The sequence below is a fragment of the Rhizobium sullae genome (genome assembly GCF_025200715.1).
GTDB classification, from domain to species: Bacteria; Pseudomonadota; Alphaproteobacteria; order Rhizobiales; family Rhizobiaceae; genus Rhizobium; species Rhizobium sullae.
Genome location: NZ_CP104144.1, coordinates 2051743 through 2076612 on the forward strand (window position 1 = coordinate 2051743; position 24870 = coordinate 2076612).

The 24870-nt window shown below is 57.7% G+C and carries 29 protein-coding genes and 1 pseudogene; 17 read left to right on the plus strand and 13 right to left on the minus strand.

The genetic code is table 11. The annotated features are described in order from the left end of the window. Positions 1-467 precede the first annotated feature (467 nt). Positions 468-989: a Spy/CpxP family protein refolding chaperone gene (locus N2599_RS30465; RefSeq protein ID WP_027514014.1), complete on the minus strand. Its 522-nt coding sequence runs from the start codon at positions 987-989 to the stop codon at positions 468-470. Positions 990-1055: 66 nt separating this feature from the next. Here N2599_RS30465 and N2599_RS30470 point away from each other — a divergent pair, with 66 nt between their 5' ends. Together N2599_RS30470 and N2599_RS30475 are read left to right on the plus strand one after the other, a co-directional pair. Further along, a complete protein-coding gene (locus N2599_RS30470; protein ID WP_245209349.1) occupies positions 1056-1610 on the plus strand; it encodes a Crp/Fnr family transcriptional regulator in 555 nt (184 codons plus the stop codon). 55 nt (positions 1611-1665) lie between these two features. Continuing rightward, the gene (locus N2599_RS30475) at positions 1666-1869 is read left to right on the plus strand and encodes a heavy-metal-associated domain-containing protein (RefSeq protein ID WP_027514016.1); all 204 of its coding nucleotides are present in this window, start codon (positions 1666-1668) and stop codon (positions 1867-1869) included. A 48-nt stretch (positions 1870-1917) separates the two neighbouring features. On the opposite strand, the gene N2599_RS30480 is transcribed toward N2599_RS30475, so the two are convergent. Continuing rightward, positions 1918-2580: an adenylate/guanylate cyclase domain-containing protein gene (locus N2599_RS30480; protein WP_027514017.1), complete on the minus strand. Its 663-nt coding sequence runs from the start codon at positions 2578-2580 to the stop codon at positions 1918-1920. Positions 2581-2740: 160 nt separating this feature from the next. Here N2599_RS30480 and N2599_RS30485 point away from each other — a divergent pair, with 160 nt between their 5' ends. Together N2599_RS30485 and cueR are read left to right on the plus strand one after the other, a co-directional pair. Then, positions 2741-5221 (plus strand): heavy metal translocating P-type ATPase, encoded by a 2481-nt coding sequence (locus N2599_RS30485; protein WP_027514018.1) that lies wholly within the window; start codon positions 2741-2743, stop codon positions 5219-5221. Between the two features lie 56 nt (positions 5222-5277). Continuing rightward, complete coding sequence (gene cueR, locus N2599_RS30490) at positions 5278-5745, plus strand: Cu(I)-responsive transcriptional regulator (RefSeq protein ID WP_027514019.1); 468 nt, start codon at positions 5278-5280, stop codon at positions 5743-5745. Positions 5746-5854: 109 nt separating this feature from the next. Here the strand turns inward: cueR and N2599_RS30495 are convergent, their stop codons facing one another. Further along, entirely contained in the window at positions 5855-6292 is a 438-nt protein-coding gene (locus N2599_RS30495) for a cytochrome c (RefSeq protein WP_245209353.1), read from the minus strand. A gap of 500 nt (positions 6293-6792) precedes the next feature. On the opposite strand from N2599_RS30495, the gene N2599_RS30500 reads away from it, so the two are divergent. Both N2599_RS30500 and N2599_RS30505 read left to right on the plus strand, forming a co-directional pair. Then, positions 6793-7377, plus strand: coding sequence for an acyltransferase family protein (locus N2599_RS30500; RefSeq protein WP_245209350.1), 585 nt, complete (start codon positions 6793-6795; stop codon positions 7375-7377). After that, positions 7377-7874, plus strand: coding sequence for an acyltransferase (locus N2599_RS30505; protein ID WP_245209351.1), 498 nt, complete (start codon positions 7377-7379; stop codon positions 7872-7874). The genes N2599_RS30500 and N2599_RS30505 overlap by 1 nt, the downstream gene beginning before the upstream one ends. Positions 7875-8043: 169 nt before the next feature. Here N2599_RS30505 and N2599_RS30510 read toward each other — a convergent pair whose 3' ends face one another. From N2599_RS30510 to copM, 4 genes are all read right to left on the minus strand, one after another. Further along, entirely contained in the window at positions 8044-9258 is a 1215-nt protein-coding gene (locus N2599_RS30510; protein ID WP_051336873.1) for an RNA-guided endonuclease InsQ/TnpB family protein, read from the minus strand. Between the two features lie 251 nt (positions 9259-9509). After that, entirely contained in the window at positions 9510-9950 is a 441-nt protein-coding gene (locus N2599_RS30515) for a cytochrome c (protein WP_245209352.1), read from the minus strand. Between the two features lie 209 nt (positions 9951-10159). After that, positions 10160-10492, minus strand: a complete 333-nt coding sequence (locus tag N2599_RS30520; protein WP_027514023.1) for a four-helix bundle copper-binding protein — start codon at positions 10490-10492, stop codon at positions 10160-10162. Positions 10493-10502: 10 nt separating this feature from the next. Beyond that, positions 10503-10940, minus strand: coding sequence for a CopM family metallochaperone (gene copM, locus N2599_RS30525; RefSeq protein WP_375714156.1), 438 nt, complete (start codon positions 10938-10940; stop codon positions 10503-10505). 530 nt (positions 10941-11470) lie between these two features. Between copM and N2599_RS30530 the strand changes: the two genes are divergently transcribed. Then, positions 11471-11965, plus strand: coding sequence for a cytochrome b (locus tag N2599_RS30530; RefSeq protein WP_027514026.1), 495 nt, complete (start codon positions 11471-11473; stop codon positions 11963-11965). Between the two features lies 1 nt (position 11966). Here the strand turns inward: N2599_RS30530 and N2599_RS30535 are convergent, their stop codons facing one another. Next, entirely contained in the window at positions 11967-12407 is a 441-nt protein-coding gene (locus N2599_RS30535) for a YqaA family protein (protein WP_027514027.1), read from the minus strand. Positions 12408-12556: 149 nt separating this feature from the next. Then, positions 12557-12976, minus strand: a complete 420-nt coding sequence (locus N2599_RS30540; protein ID WP_156915397.1) for a hypothetical protein — start codon at positions 12974-12976, stop codon at positions 12557-12559. A 208-nt stretch (positions 12977-13184) separates the two neighbouring features. On the opposite strand from N2599_RS30540, the gene N2599_RS30545 reads away from it, so the two are divergent. The 7 genes from N2599_RS30545 to N2599_RS30575 all read left to right on the plus strand — a co-directional run bounded on the left by N2599_RS30545 (position 13185) and on the right by N2599_RS30575 (position 19048). After that, positions 13185-13586, plus strand: a complete 402-nt coding sequence (locus N2599_RS30545; RefSeq protein WP_260308593.1) for a hypothetical protein — start codon at positions 13185-13187, stop codon at positions 13584-13586. A gap of 89 nt (positions 13587-13675) precedes the next feature. Continuing rightward, a complete protein-coding gene (locus N2599_RS30550) occupies positions 13676-13903 on the plus strand; it encodes a hypothetical protein (protein WP_260308500.1) in 228 nt (75 codons plus the stop codon). After that, positions 13900-15366, plus strand: a complete 1467-nt coding sequence (locus N2599_RS30555; protein ID WP_260308501.1) for a TolC family protein — start codon at positions 13900-13902, stop codon at positions 15364-15366. Before N2599_RS30550 ends, N2599_RS30555 begins: the two co-directional genes overlap by 4 nt. A gap of 14 nt (positions 15367-15380) precedes the next feature. Further along, positions 15381-16727 (plus strand): multicopper oxidase family protein, encoded by a 1347-nt coding sequence (locus N2599_RS30560; protein ID WP_260308502.1) that lies wholly within the window; start codon positions 15381-15383, stop codon positions 16725-16727. Positions 16728-16762: 35 nt separating this feature from the next. Continuing rightward, positions 16763-17242: a cupredoxin domain-containing protein gene (locus N2599_RS30565; RefSeq protein WP_260308503.1), complete on the plus strand. Its 480-nt coding sequence runs from the start codon at positions 16763-16765 to the stop codon at positions 17240-17242. Between the two features lie 22 nt (positions 17243-17264). Further along, the gene (locus N2599_RS30570; protein ID WP_027512654.1) at positions 17265-17549 is read left to right on the plus strand and encodes a copper-binding protein; all 285 of its coding nucleotides are present in this window, start codon (positions 17265-17267) and stop codon (positions 17547-17549) included. A gap of 143 nt (positions 17550-17692) precedes the next feature. Next, positions 17693-19048, plus strand: coding sequence for an adenylate/guanylate cyclase domain-containing protein (locus tag N2599_RS30575; protein ID WP_027512653.1), 1356 nt, complete (start codon positions 17693-17695; stop codon positions 19046-19048). Positions 19049-19487: 439 nt separating this feature from the next. Here the strand turns inward: N2599_RS30575 and N2599_RS30580 are convergent, their stop codons facing one another. From N2599_RS30580 to N2599_RS30595, 4 genes and pseudogenes are all read right to left on the minus strand, one after another. Further along, on the minus strand, positions 19488-20915 hold the full coding sequence (locus N2599_RS30580) for an oligosaccharide flippase family protein (protein ID WP_027512652.1): 1428 nt from the start codon (positions 20913-20915) through the stop codon (positions 19488-19490). A 55-nt stretch (positions 20916-20970) separates the two neighbouring features. Continuing rightward, positions 20971-21876, minus strand: a complete 906-nt coding sequence (locus N2599_RS30585; protein ID WP_037143235.1) for a CheR family methyltransferase — start codon at positions 21874-21876, stop codon at positions 20971-20973. Positions 21877-22948: 1072 nt separating this feature from the next. Beyond that, complete coding sequence (locus tag N2599_RS30590; protein WP_027512650.1) at positions 22949-23158, minus strand: dodecin; 210 nt, start codon at positions 23156-23158, stop codon at positions 22949-22951. A 147-nt stretch (positions 23159-23305) separates the two neighbouring features. Continuing rightward, positions 23306-23512: pseudogene (locus N2599_RS30595) on the minus strand (hypothetical protein); the annotation flags it as partial. Between the two features lie 12 nt (positions 23513-23524). Here N2599_RS30595 and N2599_RS30600 point away from each other — a divergent pair. The 3 genes from N2599_RS30600 (at position 23525) to N2599_RS30610 (ending at position 24738) form a co-directional block, all read left to right on the plus strand. Beyond that, positions 23525-23899 carry a transposase gene (locus tag N2599_RS30600; RefSeq protein ID WP_027512648.1) on the plus strand — a complete coding sequence of 125 codons (375 nt, stop codon included), beginning with the start codon at positions 23525-23527 and terminating at the stop codon, positions 23897-23899. Positions 23900-24055: 156 nt separating this feature from the next. Further along, on the plus strand, positions 24056-24493 hold the full coding sequence (locus tag N2599_RS30605) for a PIN domain-containing protein (RefSeq protein WP_027512647.1): 438 nt from the start codon (positions 24056-24058) through the stop codon (positions 24491-24493). Then, positions 24490-24738 (plus strand): hypothetical protein, encoded by a 249-nt coding sequence (locus tag N2599_RS30610; protein ID WP_027512646.1) that lies wholly within the window; start codon positions 24490-24492, stop codon positions 24736-24738. Before N2599_RS30605 ends, N2599_RS30610 begins: the two co-directional genes overlap by 4 nt. Positions 24739-24870: the final 132 nt, after the last annotated feature.

Consider the following 24870-nt stretch of genomic DNA (forward strand, 5'->3'; position numbering starts at 1 on the left):
ACGGTCAAAAGAGGATGAAAACTAGACGCGTGGCGGTCGTGCCGGAGGCTCCACCAGGGCGGATGCCAAACTTGCGTCATGACCGACCGCGAAAGACGGCGCTCCCGAATAAGACACCGATAGGCTGGCGGCGTCTGAGGCTTGCACAAGAAGCATGGACGCGCAGATGAGCGCCAACGGGCAATTCTTCGAGCAGTCAATCGGTGGCTGCTTCTCGTCCGGACAGCAAGGCATCTCCTCGGTCGTGGAAGCGGTGTCCGCAGACGCCATCTGCATGTCCATGCCTGCCATCGCGGCAGGTGCTGGCGAGGCCATCGCGGTTCCCGCCACGCCCATACTCACGGGACCAAGAATGACCCCGAGCATTGCAAGGACGCAAAGCAGTCGTTGAATGGCAGCGGCGAACTTCATCTGCCTATACTCGCATGCCACCTTGGCCGAAGAAAGCGGGCTCACGAAAATTTGTGCTATTCTCGATATCCGCGAAGCTCATTGTATTTAGCAATCTGCTCTGGCGTCAGGATCGCTTTTACCTCCAAGTGCGCTGAAAGATGAATCATTCGCAGGCGTGAGCGGCTTTCCTCAGCTTTATCGATCAGGGCCGGTAGTTGGCTTTCCGCAACCGACCTGTCCTGGAAGACGGCATCAAGCTCGCGCTCGGCCGCCACGAACCTCTGCCCTTCCTGTATCGCGCGACGTTGCATGTCGGCGAATATGGACTGGACGCGATGAACCTGCTCTTGCGTAAGCCCGATTTCATTTTTCATCGCAAGCAGGTGCGATGGGCCAGGATACCCGTTCAGCTCCGCAGGTTTCGCAAGGCCCCAACCGCCCCCACGCATCAATTCGTCGATGTCAGCTTCGGAAAGCGATTTGATCTGGCGTCCAGTCTCTTCGGTGTATGGCGACATCGTGGCGTGCTGGTGCTGTTCAGTCGCGAAGGCGGCATTGGAAAGAAGAACGACGGCGATAGTCGAAACAACATTCATGAGGGTTCCTCAGGTGGACGCCCTCCACTCTTGCCCGCTTTCGCTCCGTGAGACATGATAGTTATCATGTCCGATCTCTTCCTCGACCATTTTATGGAACTCTCGACAGGCAAAGCAACCTTTGCTGCCGGACAGCACATCTTCAATCAAGGTGACGCGATCACACGGCTCTATCTGATGCAGGCCGGTACAATCCATCTTGTCCGACACCAAGCCGATGGGAACGTCGCCGTGCTTCAGCGGGCCCTGCCGGGTATGGTCCTCGCAGAAGCTTCCGTGTTCTCGTCCCGGTATCATTGCGATGCCGTCGCTGTAACGAATTCGGAGGCGCAGATCATTCCCGTCAACTCAGTCAGACGGCTCCTGCGGAGTGATCACGCATTCGCAGGAACTTGGGCCTCCTATCTGTCGTATCAGCTGCAACAGGCACGAAAGCGTGCTGAGATCGCGAGCCTCAAAACCGTTGCAGCTCGCTTAAACGCGTGGCTTGCGTGGAATGACGGGTTGCTGCCATCAAAAGGCGAATGGAAAAACCTCGCCGATGAGATCGGAGTGTCGGCAGAAGCACTTTATCGAGAACTGGCAAAGCGCGGCAAATCTTTTTCGCACAAGACTTCTTGACCTTCCCACGATGGGAAGCCCCACATGTGAATGATCGCAAATTACGGAGACGACCATGTACGAGTTCGACATTCAGAATATGACCTGTGGCCATTGCGCGAGCACAGTCGAAAAAGCAATCAAAGCAGCCGACCCTGAAGCGTCCGCTACCATCGATCTTACGGCCAGGACTGCCAGAGTGCAGAGCAAGCTCGAACCGGCGGCCATCAAGGCTGCCGTCGAAAAAGCGGGCTATCCGTCCAGCTTCAAGCACATTTGATTTCCGTAGTGGGCCGCCAAGTTAAACAGGTGTCCCATCGGCTTACTGTCACCGGGGCAACTCATAGGTCTGCGGCGACCGTCGATATGCCTCTTCACAACGCGGCGAACAAAACCACGGTCCCTGCGGAGCGGCCCGCCTGAAGGCTGAGTACGGTGCATGCATCTTACACACCGGATCGATCCAGGCTGGGTCCGCCGACGGAGCAAGCTCGATCTCATAAAGAGGGACTTCCCCGGCTACCGATCTAAGCGCCACCATTCCGAGGTCTCGCACCAGGATGCCTCTGGTGACAGCCGCCTCGGCAATGGGTTGAGTGGCAAGCAATTGACCGGGTGATGCGAGCGCGGCGATTCGTGCTGCAATGTTGACGGTCGATCCAAAGAGATCGCCTGCTCTGCGGATGACCGGCCCATGGTTCAGCCCCGCCCGAGTGAGCGGTAGCCGCGATTCTTTGCGGCATGCCTGCAACAGCGTTCCGAGCACCTGGATCGCTGTATCGGGCTCAGGAAACGAGAGCATTGCCTCATCGCCGATCCATTTGATCGGAGGCTCATAGCCGCTGAGGGCGTCGCGGACCATGCGCTCGAATACCTCAAGCACGTCAAGCGCGGCAGCGTCTCCATAAACATCCGCAATAGCACTGAATCCCGCAATATCTATGAACGCAACGGTGGCCGGTGCTTTCTCCAGATTCTCTCGCTGCCTCACATCGCTCTCCATGACCCAACGATTTGATCCCTCGCAGTGCCGCATTTTCGCTTGCGTTTGCTTCCTAAGCAACTTCTGGAACTCATCTCCAACAAGAGCCCTTGACCTTCCCATCATGGGAAGGATTACTTATGTGCGCAGTTCAATGAGGGATCGTCCCATGACTGCCATATCACAGATCGAAAAATCGACCGCGCTGCCCATCCCGACGGAGTTCGGGATCGAAGGAATGTCCTGTGCGTCGTGCGTCGTCCGGGTCGAGAAAGCCATCAAATCTGTTCCCGGCGTCAATGCCGCATCAGTTAACCTTGCGACGGAGCGAGCAACGGTAACTTTCAAGGATGCGGTCGATACCGCTTCCGTCCTGCGGGCCATCGCGGATGCTGGTTATGAAGCAAAGATCGAAACGCAGGAGTTTCTCGTCGAGGGTATGACCTGCGCGTCTTGCGTCTCGCGCGTCGAGCGTGCTCTCAAGGCGGCTCCAGGCGTTACGGAAGCCAACGTCAATCTTGCGACGGAGAAGGCGACAATCCATTATGTCTCAGGCGCAACGACCTCAGCGGCTCTCTCCGCCGCCATCCGCAATGCGGGGTACGAGGCCAAGGTCATCGTCAATGTTGCCCCCGAGGATCAAAAAGATAGGCGCGACGTTGAAATTCGGTCGCTCGGCACACAGCTACTTCTCGCCGCCGCTTTAACGCTGCCGTTGTTCATCGCGGAAATGGGGTCGCACTTCATTCCCGCGATCCATGAATACATCATGGATACAGTCGGAATGCGTGAGAGCCTGTATGCCCAGTTCGGGCTGGCAACCCTCGTATTGTTTGGCCCGGGGCTTCGTTTCTTCCGCAAGGGTGTACCAAACCTCCTGCGTTGGACACCTGATATGAATTCGCTCGTGGTTCTCGGGACAACGGCGGCGTGGGCCTATTCGGTCGTCGCCACGTTTCTTCCGAGCGCCCTGCCCGCTGGTACCGTTAATGTCTATTATGAGGCAGCGGCTGTCATCATCACGCTGATCCTCCTGGGTCGGTACCTTGAGGCTCGGGCGAAAGGCAAAACCAGCCAGGCAATCAAGAGGTTGCTCGGCCTTCAGGCCAAGACTGCCTTTGTCGATCATGGCGGTGAATTCGTAGAAATACAGATCAGCGACGTGGTGGTCGGCGACGTTATTCGAATTCGTCCGGGCGAAAAAGTGCCTGTGGACGGCACCGTGGTGTCAGGTGAATCCTACGTCGACGAGGCCATGATCACCGGGGAACCGATACCCGTCTTGAAGACAGCCGATTGCGAAGTCGTCGGCGGCACGATCAACAAGACGGGTTCATTCACGTTCCGGGCGATGAAAGTCGGAAGCGACACCCTGCTCGCGCAGATCATCAAGATGGTCGAGGCAGCGCAGGGCTCTAAACTGCCAATCCAGGCGCTGGTTGACAAGGTCACCGGCTGGTTTGTGCCTGCTGTGATCGCCGCAGCTCTCCTGACGTTCGGCGCTTGGATGGTATTTGGCCCATCACCGGCTTTGAGCTTTGCACTGGTCAATGCGGTCGCGGTCCTGATCATTGCCTGCCCCTGCGCCATGGGCCTCGCGACGCCAACCTCGATCATGGTCGGTACCGGGCGCGCGGCCGAACTGGGCATCCTGTTCCGCAAGGGCGAAGCCTTACAGGGTCTTCGGGATACACAGATCATCGCAGTCGATAAGACGGGTACACTGACCAAGGGCAAGCCCGAACTCACCGACTTCCAGGTGTCGCCCGGCTATGGCCGTGATGATGTGCTCTCTTGGGTTGCCAGCCTTGAAACCTTCTCCGAGCATCCGATTGCGGAAGCTATTGTTGCAGCAGGAAAGGCTCGTGGGCTGCCGAACCTGGAAGTATCTGGTTTCGAGGCGTCGCCGGGCTTCGGCGTGCGCGGTATCGTTGCCGGGCGTAAAATTCTCGTCGGTGCTGATCGAGCGCTGGCCCGCGAAGGCATTGAAGTCACAGCCTTCGCTAACCTCGCGAGCGATCTTGGTCGGGAAGGAAAGTCGCCCCTTTACACAGCGGTCGACGGACAGCTGGCAGCCATCATTGCGGTGTCGGATCCGATAAAGGAAACGACGCCAGCCGCAATCCAAGCACTACACGCCCAAGGCTTGAAGATTGCGATGATTACCGGCGACAATCGTCACACGGCAGAGGCAATTGCCGCGCAATTGGGTATTGATCAGGTTATCGCGGAGGTTCTTCCGGACGGCAAAGTCGAGGCCGTTAAACAGCTTCGCAAAAACGGCAAGAAGGTTGCGTTCATCGGCGATGGCATCAACGATGCCCCGGCCCTGTCTGAAGCTGACGTCGGCCTGGCGGTCGGTACCGGCACCGACATAGCCATCGAAAGTGCGGATGTCGTACTGATATCAGGCGATCTGAGAGCTGTGGCTCGCGCCATTGCACTCAGCCGGGCAACGATCAAGAACATCAAGCAGAACCTGTTCTGGGCCTTCGCCTACAACGTCAGCCTGGTGCCGGTCGCAGCAGGTGTCCTGTATCCCGTAAATGGCACCTTGCTTTCGCCGGTATTTGCGGCGGGCGCAATGGCAATGTCTAGCGTCTTCGTCTTGGGCAACGCGCTTCGTTTGCGTCGTTACCAAGCCAACTGATAGCAGAGCTGCATCGCGGATTCCCGGTGGAGCTCTCTCGCATGAAGGAAAATAAGATGAACATCGGACAAGCAGCGAAAGCCAGCGGCGTCTCGGCGAAGATGATCCGCTATTACGAGCAGATCAAGCTTATCACGCCGCCGCATCGTACGGAGTCGAGTTACCGGACCTACGCTGAGAACGACATTCACACGCTCCGTTTCATTCGCCGAGCACGCGATCTCGGGTTTTCGGTTGAACAGATGAAAACCTTGCTCGCGCTGTGGCGAGACCGGTCACGCGCGAGCGCAGATGTAAAGAGCATCGCTCTTGAGCACATTGCTGAACTGGAGCGTAAGGCTGCCGCGATCCAAGCGATGACTGAAACGCTTAAACATCTTGCAAATCATTGCCATGGAGATAACCGGCCAGACTGCCCAATCATCGAGGAGTTCGCGAACTCAGGCCAAAAAGATGATGATCTGCCTGCCATCAATGCTCGTTTTGGAGTGAACGGCTTCAGGACAGAGCAGTCCTCGCCCTGACGACGTTCCATATTAAAGGTTGTCGTCAGAACATCTGTAGCCGCCACAACATCCAATATGGCTCGCCGTTGTTGCGCTGTATGAAAGGCTAGGTCGGCTGCCGTTGCCGTCACTCCATCCTGAATCGAGAATGGCAGGTCGTACAGGTTTGCAGCATCAGATGAAAGGCGTGCTCGGCCGGTATGGAGGACAACTGAGCCTCGTTCTTGACATGTGTTCCGAGCGGTCCACCGCCCATCGGCTCCCCCGGCTTCATGCGCATGCTCTCTGTCATCGCTGCAGGATTTCTGTCGGCGGCTGCGTCTAGTGCGGTCGCGTATGACTTCAGATCGTTCGCCAGACGATCAAACCGCTCGCGCTCTTCGACGATATTTGGTTTTGCCTTCGACTTTGGATTGGCGGCTTCGGCTGCAAAATGGCCGACCAGTACCTCTCCGGATTTGTCGCGAATGGTGTCGGCGGCCCACTTGAACTCGGCTGGAGAGTATGTCGCTGGTTCCCTAAACATTCCGGCGATGGTCTTCGTGGCGGTGGCAATCGCTTTCATATCGGATTGCCTCAGCGCAACGATATCGCCAGCAGCAACGACCGCCGACGCAAGCGCGAAGCAACAGGTAATCGCATAGAATAAGACGCCTGGCTTCATTTCAAACTCGTCATTCGGTTTCCACCACTCGGTCGTGTCTCAGCAGGTTCCTGCTGTGGATTCAAAAGACCAAAGGGAGGGCAAAGTGACCATCACCTAACGAAAATGTAAATCAGATGTATCTTCACACATCGAAATTTACGAAAAATTTAGGTTAATTTTATCGATCCAAATCTGCTTGTTTTGGCCTGAAAAAAGAAAGCTTAGGTTGCAACAACACGTCCCTTTGGCGTGTCGCAATCTTTCAGAGGCAGTCACGGATCGTCGCAATGAATACTATTGCCAATGCAGATTCAGCACATCTTCCTTCAGCGCGAAGTCTCTCATCTCAAACCATAGAGAAGGCGCAATCCAGGGCGCTTGGTCCCGATGTTCTTCGATCATTGGCGATCCTTCTCGTTATGCTCGTGCACCTCCCTATCGAGGCGACACCGTCGATGCTCGTCGGTGTCCGTACCTATGCATGGGTGGGCGTCGATATTTTCTTTGTTTTGAGCGGTTTTCTGATCGGAACTCAACTCTTCAAAGAGGTCTCGCGGACGGGAGACGTGGATTTGAAGTCCTTCTATCTCCGCCGCGCCTTCCGTATTTTTCCAGCGTTTTTCGTTGTTCTCGGCCTTTACGCAATTTTTCCCATTCTCCGGGACGCCCCGACGATGCAATCGATCTGGAGCTTTGCGACCTTCACTGTGAACTTCGACTTCGACCCGCGCATAGGTCGGGCCTTTACACAGGCTTGGTCGCTTTGCGTCGAGGAGCATTTTTATCTGGTCTTGCCGCTACTCGTGTTGATGTTGCACCGCCGGATCAGCATGCGCTGGACGCTTGTCATCGCTGCTGCAATGGTGATTGCGGGAATGATCCTTCGGTACACAATCTGGGAAAGCCAGATCGGAGCCCTCGTTGACGCGGACAAGCTGAAAGATGCTTTCGCCGTCTATCTCAGGGACGTGTACTACCCGACATACACCCGCCTAGATGGCTGATGTTCGGCGTGACCCTTGCTGCGGCGAGATTCTTTAAACCGGAACTCTGCAAGCGTTACGCGCCTCCGCGTGTAGCCCTGCCGATAGGCGTCGGCCTCGTCGCGGCCGCTCTTGTGCTGTTTTCGATTCGAGGGCCGCTTGCCGGAACAGATCTTTTTCTCGTCTTTCAGGCGCAGCTTGGTTCGGATGCTGGATTCCCGCTCGTTTCAATCGGTATCGCTCTCATTCTCGGCGCTCTGCTCGACCTGGAGCATGTTTTGAAACGATTGCCGGTTCCTGGTGCCATGGTCGTCGCCACCTTGTCATACAGCCTGTATCTGACCCACAAGTCGGCCTTTCATATCGACAGGCTCATACTTGGGGAAGCGAACCTCCAGGGCGGTTCCGGCTTCGTGGTCTATCTGGTCACCAGCTTCGCCGTAGCATTTGTGCTGTGGTTCTGTGTGGAGAGGAGCTTTCTCCGGCTTCGGGATCGCATTCTCTCACCGAGCAAATGACTTAGACTTGCCAGCTTCGATTACAACTCGACGCTGGCAAGAGTCAGTTTTTCGCGAAGGTTTTTGCAACAGCTCCGAATTGGGCCAGCGGTAGACCGTCGCTCCTGTCGCGTTTGGCATTATTCTTGTGACTTCTCCCCGCCGTGAAGGACGGGGCTTCCGGTCTTGATCACGCCGCATTCGCGCGGGGACTGCTACCGTCTTCTTCCTGCTTCCGACCCGCAGCCGGGTTCGATTCACAGGCCATCTCCGGATGTCCTCCGGTTCGGGCCTTGCGGCCCAGGTGAAGGATGTTCAGCGCCGCATTGTGGTCGGCGCAGGCGGCGTGGCCGCAGGAGAGGCACTTGAACGTGTCCCTGTCGGGACGGTTGGCCGCCTCGATGTGTCCGCACGCGTGACACCTCTGCGAGGTGTAGGCGGGGTTGACGTAGTAGACGCCGCCGCCGGACCGGCGCATCTTGCATTCAATCTGCCTGACGGTCTCGCCCGGCGAGACGTCGAGCATGGAGCGGTTCGATCCCGCCTTCCGGGCGACGTTGGTCCCCGGCTCCTCGACGGTCCCCCTGGCCGAGGCTGTCAGGTTCTTCACCTTGAGGTCCTCGAGATAGATGACGGCGCAGCGGCAGACGACGGCGGTCGTCACCTTGTGCTTGGCGTCGCGGCGACGTCTTGCGATCCTCGCCCTGAAGTTCCGCAGGTCCCGCTGCGCCTTGGCGCGGTTCTTCGACCCTTTCTTGCGCCTCGAGACGACGCGCGCGAGGGTCTCCTCCCGGCGCTTTTCCGCGTCGCTCATGCGCGGCAGGTCGTAGACCGCGCCGTCCGACAGCGCCAGCGCGTTGACGACGCCGAGGTCGCCGCCGAGTTCGATCCCGTCGCGGACGCTCGGCTCGGCCACCTCCCGCTCCACCTGGATCGAGGCGTACCAGTGGTCGCCGCTGAGCGAGACTGTGACGTTCTTCACCGTCCCAACGACCTCGCGGTGAGCGACCATCCTCACCCATCGCGCCTTCGGAAGCAGGATTTCTCCCTCGCGAAAGGCGATTTGTTTGGCGTCCGGATATCGGAAGCTCTCGTTTTCGTACTTGCGCCGTGGCTTGGGATAGGCCGCGCGGCCCTCGAAGAAGTTGGCATAGGCGCGGTGCAGGTCGATGACCGCCTGCTGCAGGCAGTGGTGCGGAACCTCGCGGAGCCATGGCAGCTCCGCCTTGAGGTCTGCGAGCTGCTTGTTCTGGTCGATGGCGCTCAGCCGCCGCGGATCGGAACGGTGTCTTTCCAGGCGCTTCTGTTCGAGGCAGGTGTTGTAGACGAGGCGGCAGCACCCGATGGTGCGGCGGAGCAGGCGGGCCTGCTCCCCGTCGGGGTAGATGCGGAATTTGTACGCCATGCGCTCTTTCATCGCAGACGACGCTACCGCGTTCACCTTATGTTCGCAAGCCGCCGACGGCGGAATGATGAACGGTTCCCGGATGTTGCCAGGAAGATGCCGTCCCGACCGCGCCTTACCATCATCTGAAGGAAAGGGGTTGCGGCGCGAGTGTGATCAACTCGGGTGACAGCAATCCACCAACGAATCCCTACTGCAACCGAAGTGCGAGCCCCCTACACGCCCTCAGCAGAGGGGAACCTTCGACAGGTCTACTGATGTTTCTCCCGAAATCGAGCATGACATGCTTTGCACGTTTGGAGCATCAGGTGGAATAAGTGTTCTGCAGGGATCGAGCCAAGCATCTCAGCCGAGACGTCCGTGCCGAAAGGGCCGCCGCTCATCGGCTTTCCAGGCTTCATCCGCATGTCGTTGGTCATCTCGCCCGGATTTTTCTGCGCCGCCGCTCCCAATGCATCGGCGTACGCCTTGAGATCGTCGGCAAGTCGGGCGAAGCGATCCCTATCCTCAAGGATATTTGCTTTGGCGTCGGACCCCGCCGCCGGAATTTCGAAACTGAAGTGCTCGATGATGGTCTGTCCAGACTTGGCGCTGATCGTCTGGGCAGCGCTACTAAGCGCTTTTGCGTCATAAGTGGTCGGATCGAGAAACATGTCAGAGATTGCCTTAGCCGCCGCGGAGATGTCTTTCATATCCTGCTTTCGCAACGGGACCAGGTCACTTCCTGAAAGGCTTGCGTCGGCTAAAGAGCCCACTCCAATGACGAGGAGGAGAAAAAGACGCGCCTGTAACGGTCTCATAAGGATCACCGGTTCGCCCAGAGAATAGATGCGCGATATGCGATTTGATAATATTATGATTTGCAAGAGGAGGCGGTAGCCACCTCCTCTGAGAGCAGCATTTAAGCTCCCATTTTCTCGCAGCTTTCCGCACAACGACGGCATGCATCAACGCAGCTTTCCATGTCCCCGACGCGTTCGCAGTCGGCCGCACACTCGCGGCAGATTTCTGCGCATTCCCGACAGGTATGCTTGTGGTGCTCTGTGCCGATCAGCATGAAGTGCGCCGATGTCCGGCAGATTTCAGTGCAGGCCATCATGAGCCGGAAGTGCTCTGGCTTCGTGTGCTCTCCGCCCATCTCCAGGCAGTGCGACATGGCCGTCGAGAGGCATTCCTGATAACAGGCGAGGCAGTTGTCGATGCATTGTTTCATCTCAGCCGATTGGTGATGCATGATCGATCTCCTACTTGGCTTCCTTGTTGACCCACTTGGTCATCTGGGCAATCTCTTTCTTCTGAGCATCGATGACCTTTCGGGCCATAGCCTTGGCTTCCTTGTTGTCGCCGTACTTCAGCTCGACCTCAGACATGCTGATCGCTCCCATGTGATGAGCAATCATGCCACAGACGAAGGACACGTCGGCGTCCTTCTTCATCATTCCCTGCATCATGTTCATGTGCATGGACTTCATTCCGTCCATCGATGCCTTCTGATAGTCGGTCATCTCGCCCTTGGGCATGTCGCCCGTCTTCGTATCCCCACCCATGGACATGCCCATCTTCGACATGTCCATTCCTTCAGTCTTGCACTTTTCGGGATAGGCCATTTCCTGGGCCGATGCGGCAAGTGGAGTCAGCGACAGCAGAGCAGTTGCGCCGATCATGGCGATCGAAGTTTTCATGAAAACGTTCATTGGATTCTCCTTTTGAGATCATTTGATGCTTGAAGACCTTCAGACGCCGGTAGCCTTCGGCGGTGGGTCAATCGGCCTGATCAGGAGAAGCGGACTGGAGGTGGCAACCGATGGGCGAACGACGAGCGGCTCCGAAAGTGGCTGCGCGGCGGTTGGAAGTGTGGGCATGATCGGGCAGCAGTGCATGCTCACGCAGCACAATCCCGGGAGACGATTCAGCTGATGACTTTGCGAGTGACCCGCAGGCACACGCAGAGAAATGCAGCCTTCATCGCCGGCATTGGCGAGGCGGCCCGGAATGTTAACCAAGGTCAACGCCACCAGCAGCACGACGACTAGACGGCAGATCTTACTCCAGCTGACCATACGTCGAGATTCCCTTCCGCCGGAGAACTCTCGCGGTAGAAAGATGTTCCGTTACCCTCTGAATTGGGCCAGCCGCGCGAGAAGACAACCGCTTTACCCTTAACCGAAGTTCAATGGACGTGCGGTACGACTGGTGGCGTTGGGGGATTGATATGACGCCGCGCTACTCACTTTCGCAGATTGTGCTCCATTGGGCTGTGGCCGTGCTGGTACCCATCCAGTATTGGACGGGCGGAAGCATCGAGCGGACGCATCACGCGGTTCACATGGGCCTGTCCCCAGACCCTTGGGACGTGATCCAGCATCAGATTCACAACTATGCGGGGATCGCTATCGGGGCGCTCATGGTTGCGCGGCTCACGCTTCGCATATTTGACCGAGGAGTTTTGAGGATATCCGCGAGGGGTCCGGTGGATCGACTTGCACAAGCGATGCATTTTGCATTCTACGCAGCGGTTATCGCTCAAGCAGCTATGGGCTTCGTTGCAAGCTATTTCTGGTTCGGGATCGGTTCATTCCATGTTCTGGGCTCGCGCGTTATTCTCGGGCTGCTGGCACTGCATATTGCTGCAGCTGCCTGGCACACTTTTGTTTGGCGCGACGAAACGGTCGACCGGATGATCATTCCCAGACGCACGAGCTCTTGAATTACGCCATCAATTTCAGAGTGGCGAAAACCAGAACCAAGTAGCGCCCCGTTTTCGCGATGAATACCAAGATTGTGAATGTCAGAAGCGGTTCGCGCAATACGCCTGCTACGACTGTCAGGGCGTCTCCAAAGAGCGGCATCCATGACAGTAGCAGCGACCATTTTCCATACTGTCGATACCAACGCGACGACCGTTCAAGAGCCTTTTCACTCACCGGGAACCAACGTCGATCCCGAAATTGCTCGATCCCTCGCCCGAGGAACCAGTTCAAAATGCTACCTAAAGTATTGCCGACGCTGGCGACGACCAAAAGCGCAAGCCAAGGAAACTTGCCAGTTAAAATTAACCCGACAAGGACTGGCTCCGACTGCATCGGCAATACCGACGCCGCGCCCAATGCCGCGAAAAACAGTCCCAGATAGGTGGAGATATCGATCAATATGGGCGTTCAGCCTTCGAGGACAGACCAGAAGAAGCTGCTAGAAAAATTTCTGAACTTCATTTCAGCTTGGCGGCTCCCGCAGAAAGGACCGGCTCGTATTTGTAATGAGTCAGCTTCAGAGATGAACAGGGTGATTACGACCAACCTCAGGGCGCTTCTGACGGAAGATCCTTATCCGCAACCCAATTCTTGAATTGGCGCTCAGATTGTAATTTCCTTTCCCTCGCCTGCAACTCCGCCTGTGTCATCGCAGCTTTCGTTGCGCATTGGGCAAAGGAGAGATGCGACTTTGTTTTCTCATCCCTTCGAATCTTTTCCAGCATTTTTTCCACTGAGCGGAGCGCGATATCTGTCGGCATGCCACTGAGCCTCAGACTGTTCTCCGCTGCAACACGGGCGTTATTATACCGAGAACGTCCAATCAATGCTCGACAGTTGTAGACAGTCGCCAAGTGGCGATAGGCAGCTCCTACATAGCCGCGATAAGCCTCATCATACCCGTGATCAGCAAAGGCTGGGATCGCGGAAGACGACGATATCAAGCAAACAGACAGGAAGGTTTTCATCAAAACTCAGCTGCTGACTAAATGAGATTGAATTATGGCAGCTACGCTGGTTTCGACCCTGATACTTCGCACGACAACGCTCGACCTTCCAATGGTAGGAATGCTTACCAGACGAACGAGTGCTGTTCGCGCCACAGAAACGACGCGAATCGTTGGCAGCTATTCGTCGCAATTGAAAATCGACTGCTTTGATAGTAGTCGACGGAGCATGGGCAGAATGTACCGAATCGCAATGAGCAAACTGCTCTTGATTGTGCGGCTGGCGATCATCGTATCGCTGGCAGGCTACAGCTTGTCCAATGCGAACGCGGCCATGCACGGCACGCCATTTCCTGAGTTCGAGCAAGCCGCTTCGCAAGCCATGCAGAACGGCGATCGTGACATGAAGCAAATGTCTCCCCACGGTCACTCACGCGATCATGCTGCTGGTGACAAAGACGGCACCAAATTGGTCAAGCAGGAATGCTGCAGCGATTTCTGCGGCGGGCTTGGCATGATTTGTGAAGGCCCCGACGTCGGCGGACCCGTCGAGACATCCATCCGGCAGTTCATCGACGATCAGCAAACCTTTGGCGAGCTGCCGCCCCTGCACCGTCCCCCGAATATCTGAATAGAGACTAACCCGCATTGCCGGGTCCGCAGGGCATTCCCGGTATCACCGGGTCTGCCGCTCGAAGTCTATTATTCGGATTTTCAAAAATGAGACCTTCCATATTGGTGGTGGGGCTGGCCCTTATCATAGGTGGCTGCGCATCCACATTACCTCCCGATGTCATTGCATCGACGGACGTTGAACAGACGTATTCTGTGCGTCCGGTTCGATATCACTCGCCCATTTCCGGCTATGTTTCCCGTCAACCGGTCGACCCCAAACCCTGGCGTCGGCAGAATGAGCAGCAGGCTCCGAAGACCGGAGATGCGTCATGATCACGATCAGGAAACTTGCTGCCGTCGCGACCCTTCCCGTTGTCTTGGCGAGCTGTGTGAGCGGAGCCGACTACGCAAAGCGCGACGCGGGCTTCAGCACCGTCGCGGCGAAGACCTCGACGGTAACCGCCAAGCAGACCGTCTGGGTACAAAATCAGCAACAGGCTCAGGCAGCCTCGGCCCAAGTCAAGACGCTTCTTGCCCGCAAGCAGGCACTCGACGCCGAAACCGCCGTCCAGATCGCCCTGCTCAACAACAAAGGTCTGCAAGCGGCGTATGCCGATCTCGGCGACAGCGCGGCCGACGCCTGGCAGTCGACGCTGTTCATCAACCCGACCGTCTCCATCGGCACGACAGGCATAGGGACGCCGGAACTCGAGGCGTTCAAGACGATCGAAGGGATGATCACGACGAACATCCTGGCGCTCGCGACGAAGAACCGGGACGTGGCGATCGCCGACACCCGCTTCCGCCAGGCGCAGTTGACCGCGGCGGTGACGACCCTCCAGCTCGCCGCCGACACGCGGCGTGCCTTTATCGGCGCGGTGGCGGCCTGGGAAAACGTCGGGCAGCTCCAGCGTGCCCAGGCAGCGGCCGACGCCGCTTCCGAACTGGCCGAGAAGCTGGGCGAGACCGGCGCGATGGCCAAGGGCGCCCAGGCCCGCGAACATGTGTTCGTCGCCGAACTCGCCGCAGAAACGGCGAAGGCCCGCCTGGCGGCCCGTCTCGCCAAGGAGGAACTGACACGGCTGATGGGTCTGTGGGGCTCCGACCTGGACTACCAGGTTCCCAACAGCCTGCCACCGCTACCCAAGGCCGTCGTCCGGCGCGACACCATCGAGGCCGAAGCACTCCGAAACCGAATCGACCTGCAGGTCGCGAAGCTCGAACTGGAGGCCACTGCCAGGTCCTATGGGCTCACCGAAGCCACACGTTACGTCACCGACCTCGAAATCCTGACGGGCTTCGAAACCGAACAGGAAATCGAGGACGACGAGAAGAAGACAAGGACGACGGCTCAGGTCGAGCTGGAGTTCGCCATCCCGATCTTCGACACCGGCAAGGCCCGCATGCGCAAGGCCGAGGTGGCCTACATGCGGGCGGCAAACCAGCTCGCCGAGAAGGCCGTCAATGTCCGCTCGCAAGCACGGTCCGCCTATGAGGCCTACCGCGCGAACTACGACATCGCGCGGCACTACCGCAACGCCGTCGTGCCGCTGCGCACCAAGGTCGAAGAGGAATCCCTGCTGACCTACAACGGCATGATCACCAACACCTTCGAGCTGCTGACCGACACCCGCGACAAAATCAACGCCACCCTGCTTTCCGTCAATGCGAAGCGCGACTTCTGGCTCGCCGAAGCCAACCTCGCGCCGGCGATCTACGGCGGCGGCGCGACGAACGCATCGGCAGAGACCGAGGTCGCCGCTGCTTCCGAAAGCAGCGGCGGCGGCGGCCATTGAGAAAGGAACTCACCATGTTCAACAGACGACAACTGTTCGGTGCGAGCGCGGCGCTGCTGGCGGCCGGCGCCTGGACAAAGACATCGGCGATGGGTCTGCCCGACGCCCCGACAATGGCATCGGCCGACATGCAGCCGCCGCTTCATCCGGCCTCGGGTCCGGACTACCAGCCGGTGGTCACCCTCAACGGCTGGACCCTGCCTCACCGGATGAACAACGGCGTCAAGGAGTTCCACCTCGTCGCCGAACCGGTCGAGCGCGAGATGGCCGACGGCATGACCGCATATTTATGGGGGTACAACGGACAGTCGCCCGGCCCGACGATCGAGGCCGTCGAAGGCGACCGCGTCCGCATCTTCGTCACCAACAAGCTGCCGGAGCACACGACGATCCACTGGCACGGCATGCTCGTGCCGTCGGGCATGGACGGCGTCGGCGGCCTGACGCAGCCGCATATCCCGGTCGGCAAGACCTACGTCTACGAGTTCGACCTCGTGAAGTCCGGCACCTTCATGTACCACCCGCACTCCGACGAGATGGTGCAGATGGCCATGGGCATGATGGGCTTCTTCGTCGTCCATCCCAAGGATCCGAAGTTCATGCGCGTCGACCGCGACTTCGTCTTCCTGCTCAACGCCTACGACATCGATCCCGGCTCCTACGTGCCGCGCATCATGGAGATGACCGACTTCAACATGTGGTGCTGGAACAGCCGCGTGTTCCCGGACATCAGCCCCCTGGTGGTTTCCAGGAACGACCGCGTCCGCGTCCGCGTCGGCAACCTGACGATGACGAACCACCCGATCCACATGCATGGCTACGATTTCGAAGTGACATGTACCGACGGTGGCTGGGTGCGGCCGGAAGCGCGATGGCCGGAGGTGAGCATCGACATCCCGGTCGGCGCGATGCGCGCCTACGAGTTCGACGCCAGGTATCTCGGCGACTGGGCGATCCATTGCCACAAGTCGCACCACACGATGAACGCCATGGGTCACGACATTCCGACCTTCATCGGTGCGGACAAGTCGAAGGTCGCCGAGAAGATCAGGAAGCTGCAGCCGGACTACATGCCCATGGGCACCAAGGGCATGGCCGACATGGGCGAAATGGAAATGCCCATTCCCGAGAACACCGTTCCGATGATGACCGGCTGGGGGCCGCACGGCCCCATCGAGATGGGCGGCATGTTCTCGGTCGTGAAGGTCCGCGAGGGCATCTCGGCGGACGATTACGCCGATCCGGGCTGGTACGAGAACCCGCCCGGAACGCAGGCCTGGGAATGGACCGGCGAACTGCCGGCGGCGACCAAGGCCAAGGACGCGAAGACGCAAATCACCCCGAAGCCGACAAACGGCTGAGGCTCCATCTTCCACATCAAGAAAAGGATTTACCCATGAAGAACTTTGTATTGGCACTGGCGCTGGCCGCCTTCGCAACCCCAGCCTTGGCTGCCGGCAATCATGCCGGCGGCCACGCTGAGAAAATGGCCATCGGCGAACCTGGCGATAAAGCCAAGGCCACGCAGACGATCCGCGTCACGATGAAGGAAACCGACGACGGCAAGATGCTATTCACCCCCGCCGTCTTCAACGTCCGCAAGGGGCAGACGGTCAAGATCGCGATCAAGAATGCCGGGACGGTCGACCACGAGTTCGTGCTCGATCAGGAAGACAAGATCCTTGAGCACAAGGCGGTCATGGAGAAGTTCCCGGAGATGGAACACGACGATCCGAATTCGATCCGACTTCCGGCCGGCCAATCCGGCGAGATCGTCTGGAAGTTCACCACCGACGGGCAGTTCAAGTTCGCCTGCCTGATCCCCGGCCACTACGAGGCTGGCATGCATGGCGACGTCACCGTCGCCGGGAAATAATCGAAACCAAGGAGACACAGAGATGAAAACCGCAATGAAACTCGGCCTCGCCGCCCTGCTTTCGGCCAGCGCAGCCTTCGGTGCGTTCGCCCAGGAATTCACCAAGGGCGTCGTCAACAAGGTCGACACCAAGGCCAACAAGGTCACCATCAAGCATGAGGACCTGAAGAGCCTCGACATGCCTGCGATGACGATGGTCTTCCGCGTCGAAGACCCGGCTCTGCTCGAAAGGCTCAAGGAAGGTTCGAACATCGAGTTCGTTGCCGAACGCGTGAATGGCAAGCTGACCGTCACCGAGGTAAAGTAAGCCAGCCTCCCGCCGTCGCGGAGGCGACTATATACGCGGCCGTTACTGGCGGCCGCGTAACCTTATCCACATAAACTGTGACAACGAGCGCGTCGGTTATAAAACACGCTGGCGCAATCAAATACCTTCCGGTAACGACCGCCATGAAATCTGCAATCGGCGCTCATTGGGACTACGCGCGAGAAATTCGCTCGATCCTTCTGCGCTTTGTCGCCTTCGCCATTCTTCTCGCTAACCTCTTGCTGGGCGGCAATGCAGGTGCCGAAAGGACGCATTCAGTCGTCGTCGTCAGCTATCTCGTCATCAGCATCGCTTCGGTCGCGACAGCGCGATTTCTTCCTGATCGCTCCTGGCTGAAAACGCTGTTTGTCGTACTCGACGCCTTGCTGGTCGTCTTAATTCTATATGGGCACATCCTTGGCGGACCGATTACCGAAAACCACAATTTGACGACTACCAGCTTGGTGGTGGCATTTATCTTGCTCAACCATGTGGGCCTCAAGCTGGATCGGCGGCTGGTCCTTATCTTCTCCAGCCTCGTCCTCGTTTCCTGGATGACCATGCTGGCTATCACCGCTGCGAGACATCATACGGCTGATACGGTGTCGGTAATCGCATCGTTTTTCAATCAGGACCTGGGTCTCACGGTCAGCTTTGGCTTCACCGCCTTTGCAATCTATCTTCTCGCGAAAGACCACGACCGTACGCGCAAGGAGGCGCTGCGAGCGGATGAGCGACGTCTCAACCTTTCGCGTTTCTTCTCGCCGCTCGTGGTCGCGGACCTTGAGGAAGGCAGTTCGGCGCTCGATCTCGAACGTCGCAACGCGGCGATCATGTTCGTTGATCTGCGCGATTTCACGAGCTTTGCCGAGACTGCGCCAGCACGTGAACTGGCATGGGTGCTGGGGGAATACCGGCACCTTGTTTCCGGCATCATTTTTGAGCATGGCGGGACCGTCGATAAGTTTATCGGCGACGGGGTCATGGCGGTCTTCGGCCAGCCCTCCCCCACAGACGACGACGCAGATCGCGCCTTGGCGTGCGCTCTTGACCTCGTCGATGCGCTCAGCGATTGGAAGAACCACAATGTGCGGAATGGCTACACCGCCCTCAACGCAGGCATCGGCTTGCACTACGGCACGGTCGTCGGCGGCGTCCTGGACAGCGGATGCCATAGCGAGTTCACCGTGATCGGTGATGCGGTTAACGTCGCCCAGCGCCTGGAGTCTCTGGCCAAATCATTCGACGCGCGGCTCGTCGTATCGTCAGCACTGATGGCCCAACTGCGTAAGCCAGTCCCGACCGCCCTCTGGATATCGCAGAGTTCGGTGGTTCTGCCGGGACGTCGGCTTCCGATAGATGTGTGGTATTTGTCCCGCGAAGCGGGCCTTGCGCTCGCTGAGTCCAATCTGCGCTACGAGACAGGGGGCATGCAGACCGCCCTCCAAAGGTCGTCCTTCCAGTCATCGCCTCCCGGGCCTGATGTGTGCACCGGATAGTCGATGCCTCGGACGGATACCTTGGCCGGATCGCCACACTTCACGAATGCTCGATGCTTCCCCGGGTCGCTGTAACTGGCACCTGCAGGATTGCCTTGTGAAAGCGAGATCAGGACATCGAAATCGTATCCGGCTCGCTCTGCGGTGTGGTTGCTTACAAGGCCAAGGCTAACAACGGTGTCGTCGTCGAAATGCGCCGTATGAAAAATCAACGGTTCCATTGCCTTCGCATTGGAAACCACTGACAGCCCGGCGACAAATACGGTCAGATACCAACGCATTCACCCCTCCCGTGGTTCATGCGAATGGCAGATCATATCACTTCAACGGCCGGGCTGCTATCAATTCCCAGAGATCAGAAAGAACGCGGGGGACTCAGCGAAACTAGCACGAACTCCCTCGCTTGTTCGGGTACGCAACGGACATCATCGCGCACCGTCTATCTACCTCTCCTACCCGCATTCCACCGGAACCGGGTGATGATCCACAACTGTGACAGCACGAGAATAGCCGCATAGGGGGTAGTAGTTACGGCAGTCCGAAGGATCAGTCCAGCAGCCCCGGGCACGCTGCTGAGCGTCCTGATGCTTCCTGCCCAATAAGCGACGGCAAGCATGACCACAAGCGCTGGAAAGACAACCGTAAGGAGTTGCTTACAGATGTCTCTCCACTTCACTCCGCCACTGCTTTCCTGAAGTGCCGCTATCGCAAAGAGACTATACGCGGCAACGCCACACTGGGCGACCGCCAGTATCATCGGGCCAAACGGTGCGGCCAGGAACGCAACCGCGACCAGGATAACAATATTCCGCATTGTGACACGCAGTCGTTTCCCGATTGCGCCGGTTACTGAAAGAAGCGGCTCGTTGAAGTATCCCGGCAAGAGCAGAAGCTGCCTGACACAAAGAACCGAGGCGATTGCGGCGCTAGCCTGCCACCGGTCGCCCAGCAGGAGATGAATCAACTGACTCGAGTAAAGGAGCAAGGTGATGAATATGGGCGTTGCAACAGCAAAAGTACCCACAACCACGTTTCTCGTCGTCTTCTGCAGCTGATCTTCGCCCTGGACCGATGATTTCCGGAACATCACCCAGGCTATCGCCCTGATGGGCTCGCCAAGCGCCTCGGACACTGCTGCGACAAGCCGTTCCGCCGCCCGGTAATAAGCGGCATCCGTTACGCCCTGAAAACCAGCGACAGCGAAGGTGCTGCAGTAAGAGCCAGCGAATATGATGAGACGGTTGACCACGATATGGTGTGAAAATTCCGCCATGTTCGCCGCGTCCCTAATGCTGGCGCGAAGAGCTGGTGCTTGACCGAGCCTCGCCCATCCCATGAAGAGTGCTAACGTCTGAGAGATGACCTTCCCGAGCGCGAGGGAGAAGACGCCGATACCAGCTGCGAACATGGCGACCGTTGAGCAGAGCCCAACAACCTCTGAGATGACCCGGATCGCGGCTTGAGTACGCAAATAGCCTTGGGCCGTGAAGGCCGCCTCATAGGATGTGGCGAGCGTGCAAGGAAGGATCGAAAGGCTCCAGACCGCGAGCAGAGCTGCCGCCGTGAAGTTGCCAAACTCGAACACGCCAAGAGCCGCGATGCCCGACAGGACTGTGAACAACGAAGCTGTCCAAAATGATAGCGCGGTGACCACGCGGAACATTGGCAGGGTGTAGCCCACCCGAAGCAGTTGCTCTGCCCAACCAGCCTCGGCCATGATTGTCAGCAGCGTTATGACGGCAGCCAGGACCGCGTACAGGCCGAAATCGGCAGCCTCCAGGGACCTCGCTGCGATGAAGAACAGCAGAAACTGGATGGTCTGTGACGCGATCTTTGACGCGAGCAACCACGCTCCGCTCTTGAACATAGACAACCTCAAGCAATTGGGCGACAGCCAGTTTAGCTGCCGCCAGATGAAGCTTTTAGCGAAGCCGCTGGAAAATGATCGTGTACCTCACGCGCCAGTCGGGCTCGCTCGTGTCGATAGGTTCTGCACCCCACCTCAGCCAGGGCCAGCCCTGTTTCGACCCGTCACAACCCCAGATTTCACGCAGGTTTGTGAGGATCGGGGCGAACGGCGCATCCCGAAGTACCCTGGTTTTCAGGTCGAGATCGACCCCGTCCACTACCAGGTACCCCCCCGCTTTTACCAACCTCATCATGTTGTGAAGGCACAGCTGCGCAGAGCGGTCATCCATCGGCCCCATGAAATTGTTGGCAAGGACGAGGTCCTGCGGTCCGATGGAGGTCAGAATGTCATCTTTGATGGCGTCGGCAGCAAACCACGATGTATCATGTCTGAGGAAGTCACGTACGCGGCAGGTGCCGTCAGCCTGCTGTTGAACAATGCCGTTCAGCGCGGAAATCTCATCTTCCTCGATCTCCGGACGGCCCGCGGCAAATAAAGCACCATCAGCCGCTGGAACCCCGGGCGCGTAAAGCGCTCGTTCAGCGATCCTTACGACCTCCGGTGACAAGTCGCAGCCGACACCGATGATCGTTCGGCCGGGCATTGCGCTGCGAAGGGTATAGAGGAGGGAATACAGTTCCGCGCCGGTACTGCAGCCGATGGACGCCACCGCCAGAGCGGTGGACGAACTGTCCCTGGCCATGATTTGCTTGAGCGCGTCGAGCAGAGGTGGGTTGCGCATGAACTGCGTAAAGTGCGTCTGTACCTTGAGAGTGTCTCTGGTGAACCGCCGGTAGAGAAAGCGGCCAGTTCTGTTCATGAGCGGCGTTTGGGCCACAGATGTAGGCATAGCGTCCCACATCGTTCGGCAGACTTTGCGTGGCACTTGGCGAAATTTCGCCAGCGTTTGGTTCAACATAAGCAACTCCTTTAACGCGCAGCCGTCCAGAGGCAGCGTTGAGATGGAAACGATTACGCCAAGCGTCTCGCGCTTTCGCGTTTTCGCCGTGGGTTCAATACGAGAGAGAAAGTCTGCCAATCACAGTGCTGTCGCGAACGCCAAATGCTCGCAGAGCGGCTGGCAGAGCTGAGGGAATTAGGCTCTTGGCGGGCGAAAAATGCTGCAGGGAGGCAAGGACGTCAACGATACGGCTCGCTGCGAGGATCGCTCCTGATGTGAATGGGGCACATTAACTTGAATGATCCCAGTAAGGATAGCTGACGTGTTGCAGGTCGGGCTGCAGGATCGGCTCGACTGATGATGGCTCTTCCCTGAGTGCTCCTCATGTTTGTCGCAATGGACTTCGTCAGCAAGACGTACGGACTGCTGGATCGGTCGAGGCTCAAACGTGTTTTCACTTAAGGCAACCCCGAACGACATCGACAGCGCGAGTATGATCGCGATCAACTTCAGCGCATCTCTCGTCGAAATCGTAGCCATAACCGTTCGTAGAAAAAACGGTGTTGCGGATCAATTTGGCCAGTTGGTCGCGCTTTGGCCGAATTAGGTAAGGGAAGCTGGCAAAAAGAAGGGGAGAGACCACGGCTTCAGCAGAGTTCGAATTCGGAAACAGCGATACCTGCGGTGACCGATTTTGGCTTCGTCACTTTTCCCAAGGCCTATTGACACTTTCACCAGGACGCTATTGACGCTTTCCCCACATTTCTATTGACACTTTCCCCACATCGCTTTTTGCCGAGAAAATGAAGTGACCATCATGGACGACAGTCTCCTACCGCGTCATCTGTCGTCGGCATCGTCGTCTATATGGGAGAGCGCTTACTCAGTTTCGGCGAACATGTTCGCGCTCCCTCTGTCGATATTTTGGTCGTTCAAAGAAGTTTCGTCTGAGTGGGCGATTGGACAGCTTTCGGGACCGGGCCTTTTTCAGTGCGCATGGATTATACTACCATAGCAAGGTCGTTGGCTCACAGGGCGAATCGTTCCGATCAGCTCCTTGGAGCGCTCTGGACCGCAACCGCCCGGCGCATCAGTCGTCGATCCGAAACCCGACTTTCATGACCACCTGGTAGTGGGCCACAACGCCGTCCTTGATTTGTCCGCGGATCTGATCGACTTCAAACCATTCGAGGTTCCTCATCGTCTTCGAGGCCCGCGAGATCGCCGTCTCGATCGCCTCCGTGACAGAGGTCGTCGAACTGCCGATCAGTTCGACCTTCTTGTAAACGTGGTCGCTCATGTCATCCTCCGTTCGGGTCAGGTCGCGATTAGCTTGAAACCTCTCCACCATGGCGTTCAAGCTTGCCGACGACAGCAGACGATCCGGCAATAGGCGCCTGTTGTCAAACGGCCCGGGATACGAGCGCTTTTGACTGGGACGGGACGGTCAGTCGACCCGATTGATCCGGTGCCCGCCGCGCCGGGTGGCATTGGAGAACGTCGCTACGACCTTCATCATGAACGGCTTGGAAAAACGGCCGAGGATATCCTGTCCGGACTCCAGATAGTAGGAACGCTCGGCGATATCATAATTGTATTCGTCGACGACGATCCATGCCCGCTTCAAGTCGCTGAGCCCGCCACGCCGGCATTCCGTGACGGTCGTGTGGCCGCTCAGGTCATCAAGCGGGCCGACGCCGGAACAATCGGGAGGTTCCTCGACCGATTTGTCTCCCAGAATGCCGTCATCCTGTCCGACGACACGGCGATCGGCCGCGCCGCGAAGGCATTTTCAGGTCATGAAACGGTGGCCCACCGCGATCATAACTATGCGGACGGGGAGGTTCATTCCAACACCGCCGAAAACCTGGCGTCTGTCCTGAAGAGGGCGCAGTTCGGTGTGTTCCACTTCCTGAGCCTGCGCCATCTCCAGCCGTACGTCGATGAGATCATCTTCCGGATGAACCAGCACGAGGTAACGCGCAGGGGCCTATCGGAAGGGCGGACGTATATCGCTCGAACTGAGCTGCATCAGCATTGAGACGCAACTGAAGAATCTATTGAAGAGAGCTGTCCGGTCGACACGTCCGCCGATCTCAAAAGGGTGGATGAAGCGGCCGCTGCCAATTGCGCCGGGATTTGGGTCAGCGCCATCGGCGACTTGACGTGACATCACATACGATATCATACTAACGCCATGATTGTTGTCGATCCTAACGTGATGCTTTCGGCTCTGCGCTCGTCAAGAGCAGCGTCGCACCAGCTATTGAGGGAAATGCTCGTTGGCGATGTTCCCTTTGCCGTGTCGCCTGCCGTGGCCTTGGAATACGAGGATGTCCTGAAGCGACCCGGTATACTTGGTGATGAACCGTGGCTGAGCGGGGACGAGATTGACACTGTGCTGGATGCGATTTTCAGCCAAGCTCGTCTCGTTTCCCCATGGTTTCGGTTCAGGCCGTTCTTGGCCGATCCAAAGGATGACATCTATATTGAGTGCGCTTTGGCGGCGGGTGCGACATTTATCGTAAGTAGTGACAGGCACTTCCAACATCCAGCCGTAAAAGCGTTCGGCATGTCTGTCATGAGAGCCGGAGATTTTGTGGCAGAAATAACGAGAAGGAGACAGCCAACATGAGTACCTATCCTCTCAGAATAGCAGATCATGTCATGGAAGAAGCCAAGCGGGCAGCAGCGGAAGACAACGTATCACTGAACCAGTTGCTTTCGGCATTTATCGCTGACGGCATTGGTCATCGACGTGCCATCATGAGCCTTCGTAAGCGGGCGGCACGCGGAAATGTCGATGCGGCGCTTGCCATCCTTGATCATGCACCTGATGTCGAACCTGATCCCGGCGACGAACCGGTCCGCGAGACTTAGAGAGTATGTTTCTACGCAGTGCGCCTGCTAAATGGCGACAACTCACGCTCAACTGGAGCCTTCCAACTTGTTTTTTTGGGAAATGACGAAGCTTTCAACCCAAACGAACCGCCTCGCACCGAAGATGAAGCA

Bases quoted from the DNA above. Each gene is read 5' to 3' on its own strand.
- N2599_RS30590 (WP_027512650.1), bottom strand. From the start codon at position 23,158: ATGAGCGACCACGTTTACAAGAAGGTCGAACTGATCGGCAGTTCGACG.
- N2599_RS30560 (WP_260308502.1), top strand. From the start codon at position 15,381: ATGTTCAACAGACGACAACTGTTCGGTGCGAGCGCGGCGCTGCTGGCG.
- N2599_RS30500 (WP_245209350.1), top strand. From the start codon at position 6,793: ATGCTCGTGCACCTCCCTATCGAGGCGACACCGTCGATGCTCGTCGGT.
- N2599_RS30550 (WP_260308500.1), top strand. From the start codon at position 13,676: ATGAGACCTTCCATATTGGTGGTGGGGCTGGCCCTTATCATAGGTGGC.
- cueR (WP_027514019.1), top strand. From the start codon at position 5,278: ATGAACATCGGACAAGCAGCGAAAGCCAGCGGCGTCTCGGCGAAGATG.
- N2599_RS30540 (WP_156915397.1), bottom strand. From the start codon at position 12,976: ATGAAAACCTTCCTGTCTGTTTGCTTGATATCGTCGTCTTCCGCGATC.
- copM (WP_375714156.1), bottom strand. From the start codon at position 10,940: ATGAAAACTTCGATCGCCATGATCGGCGCAACTGCTCTGCTGTCGCTG.
- N2599_RS30585 (WP_037143235.1), bottom strand. From the start codon at position 21,876: ATGTTGAACCAAACGCTGGCGAAATTTCGCCAAGTGCCACGCAAAGTC.
- N2599_RS30570 (WP_027512654.1), top strand. From the start codon at position 17,265: ATGAAAACCGCAATGAAACTCGGCCTCGCCGCCCTGCTTTCGGCCAGC.
- N2599_RS30610 (WP_027512646.1), top strand. From the start codon at position 24,490: ATGAGTACCTATCCTCTCAGAATAGCAGATCATGTCATGGAAGAAGCC.
- N2599_RS30475 (WP_027514016.1), top strand. From the start codon at position 1,666: ATGTACGAGTTCGACATTCAGAATATGACCTGTGGCCATTGCGCGAGC.
- N2599_RS30520 (WP_027514023.1), bottom strand. From the start codon at position 10,492: ATGCATCACCAATCGGCTGAGATGAAACAATGCATCGACAACTGCCTC.
- N2599_RS30505 (WP_245209351.1), top strand. From the start codon at position 7,377: ATGTTCGGCGTGACCCTTGCTGCGGCGAGATTCTTTAAACCGGAACTC.
- N2599_RS30555 (WP_260308501.1), top strand. From the start codon at position 13,900: ATGATCACGATCAGGAAACTTGCTGCCGTCGCGACCCTTCCCGTTGTC.
- N2599_RS30470 (WP_245209349.1), top strand. From the start codon at position 1,056: ATGTCCGATCTCTTCCTCGACCATTTTATGGAACTCTCGACAGGCAAA.
- N2599_RS30545 (WP_260308593.1), top strand. From the start codon at position 13,185: ATGGGCAGAATGTACCGAATCGCAATGAGCAAACTGCTCTTGATTGTG.
- N2599_RS30565 (WP_260308503.1), top strand. From the start codon at position 16,763: ATGAAGAACTTTGTATTGGCACTGGCGCTGGCCGCCTTCGCAACCCCA.
- N2599_RS30465 (WP_027514014.1), bottom strand. From the start codon at position 989: ATGAATGTTGTTTCGACTATCGCCGTCGTTCTTCTTTCCAATGCCGCC.
- N2599_RS30515 (WP_245209352.1), bottom strand. From the start codon at position 9,950: ATGAAAGACATCTCCGCGGCGGCTAAGGCAATCTCTGACATGTTTCTC.
- N2599_RS30575 (WP_027512653.1), top strand. From the start codon at position 17,693: ATGAAATCTGCAATCGGCGCTCATTGGGACTACGCGCGAGAAATTCGC.
- N2599_RS30605 (WP_027512647.1), top strand. From the start codon at position 24,056: ATGATTGTTGTCGATCCTAACGTGATGCTTTCGGCTCTGCGCTCGTCA.
- N2599_RS30580 (WP_027512652.1), bottom strand. From the start codon at position 20,915: ATGTTCAAGAGCGGAGCGTGGTTGCTCGCGTCAAAGATCGCGTCACAG.
- N2599_RS30510 (WP_051336873.1), bottom strand. From the start codon at position 9,258: ATGGCGTACAAATTCCGCATCTACCCCGACGGGGAGCAGGCCCGCCTG.
- N2599_RS30485 (WP_027514018.1), top strand. From the start codon at position 2,741: ATGACTGCCATATCACAGATCGAAAAATCGACCGCGCTGCCCATCCCG.
- N2599_RS30530 (WP_027514026.1), top strand. From the start codon at position 11,471: ATGACGCCGCGCTACTCACTTTCGCAGATTGTGCTCCATTGGGCTGTG.
- N2599_RS30495 (WP_245209353.1), bottom strand. From the start codon at position 6,292: ATGAAAGCGATTGCCACCGCCACGAAGACCATCGCCGGAATGTTTAGG.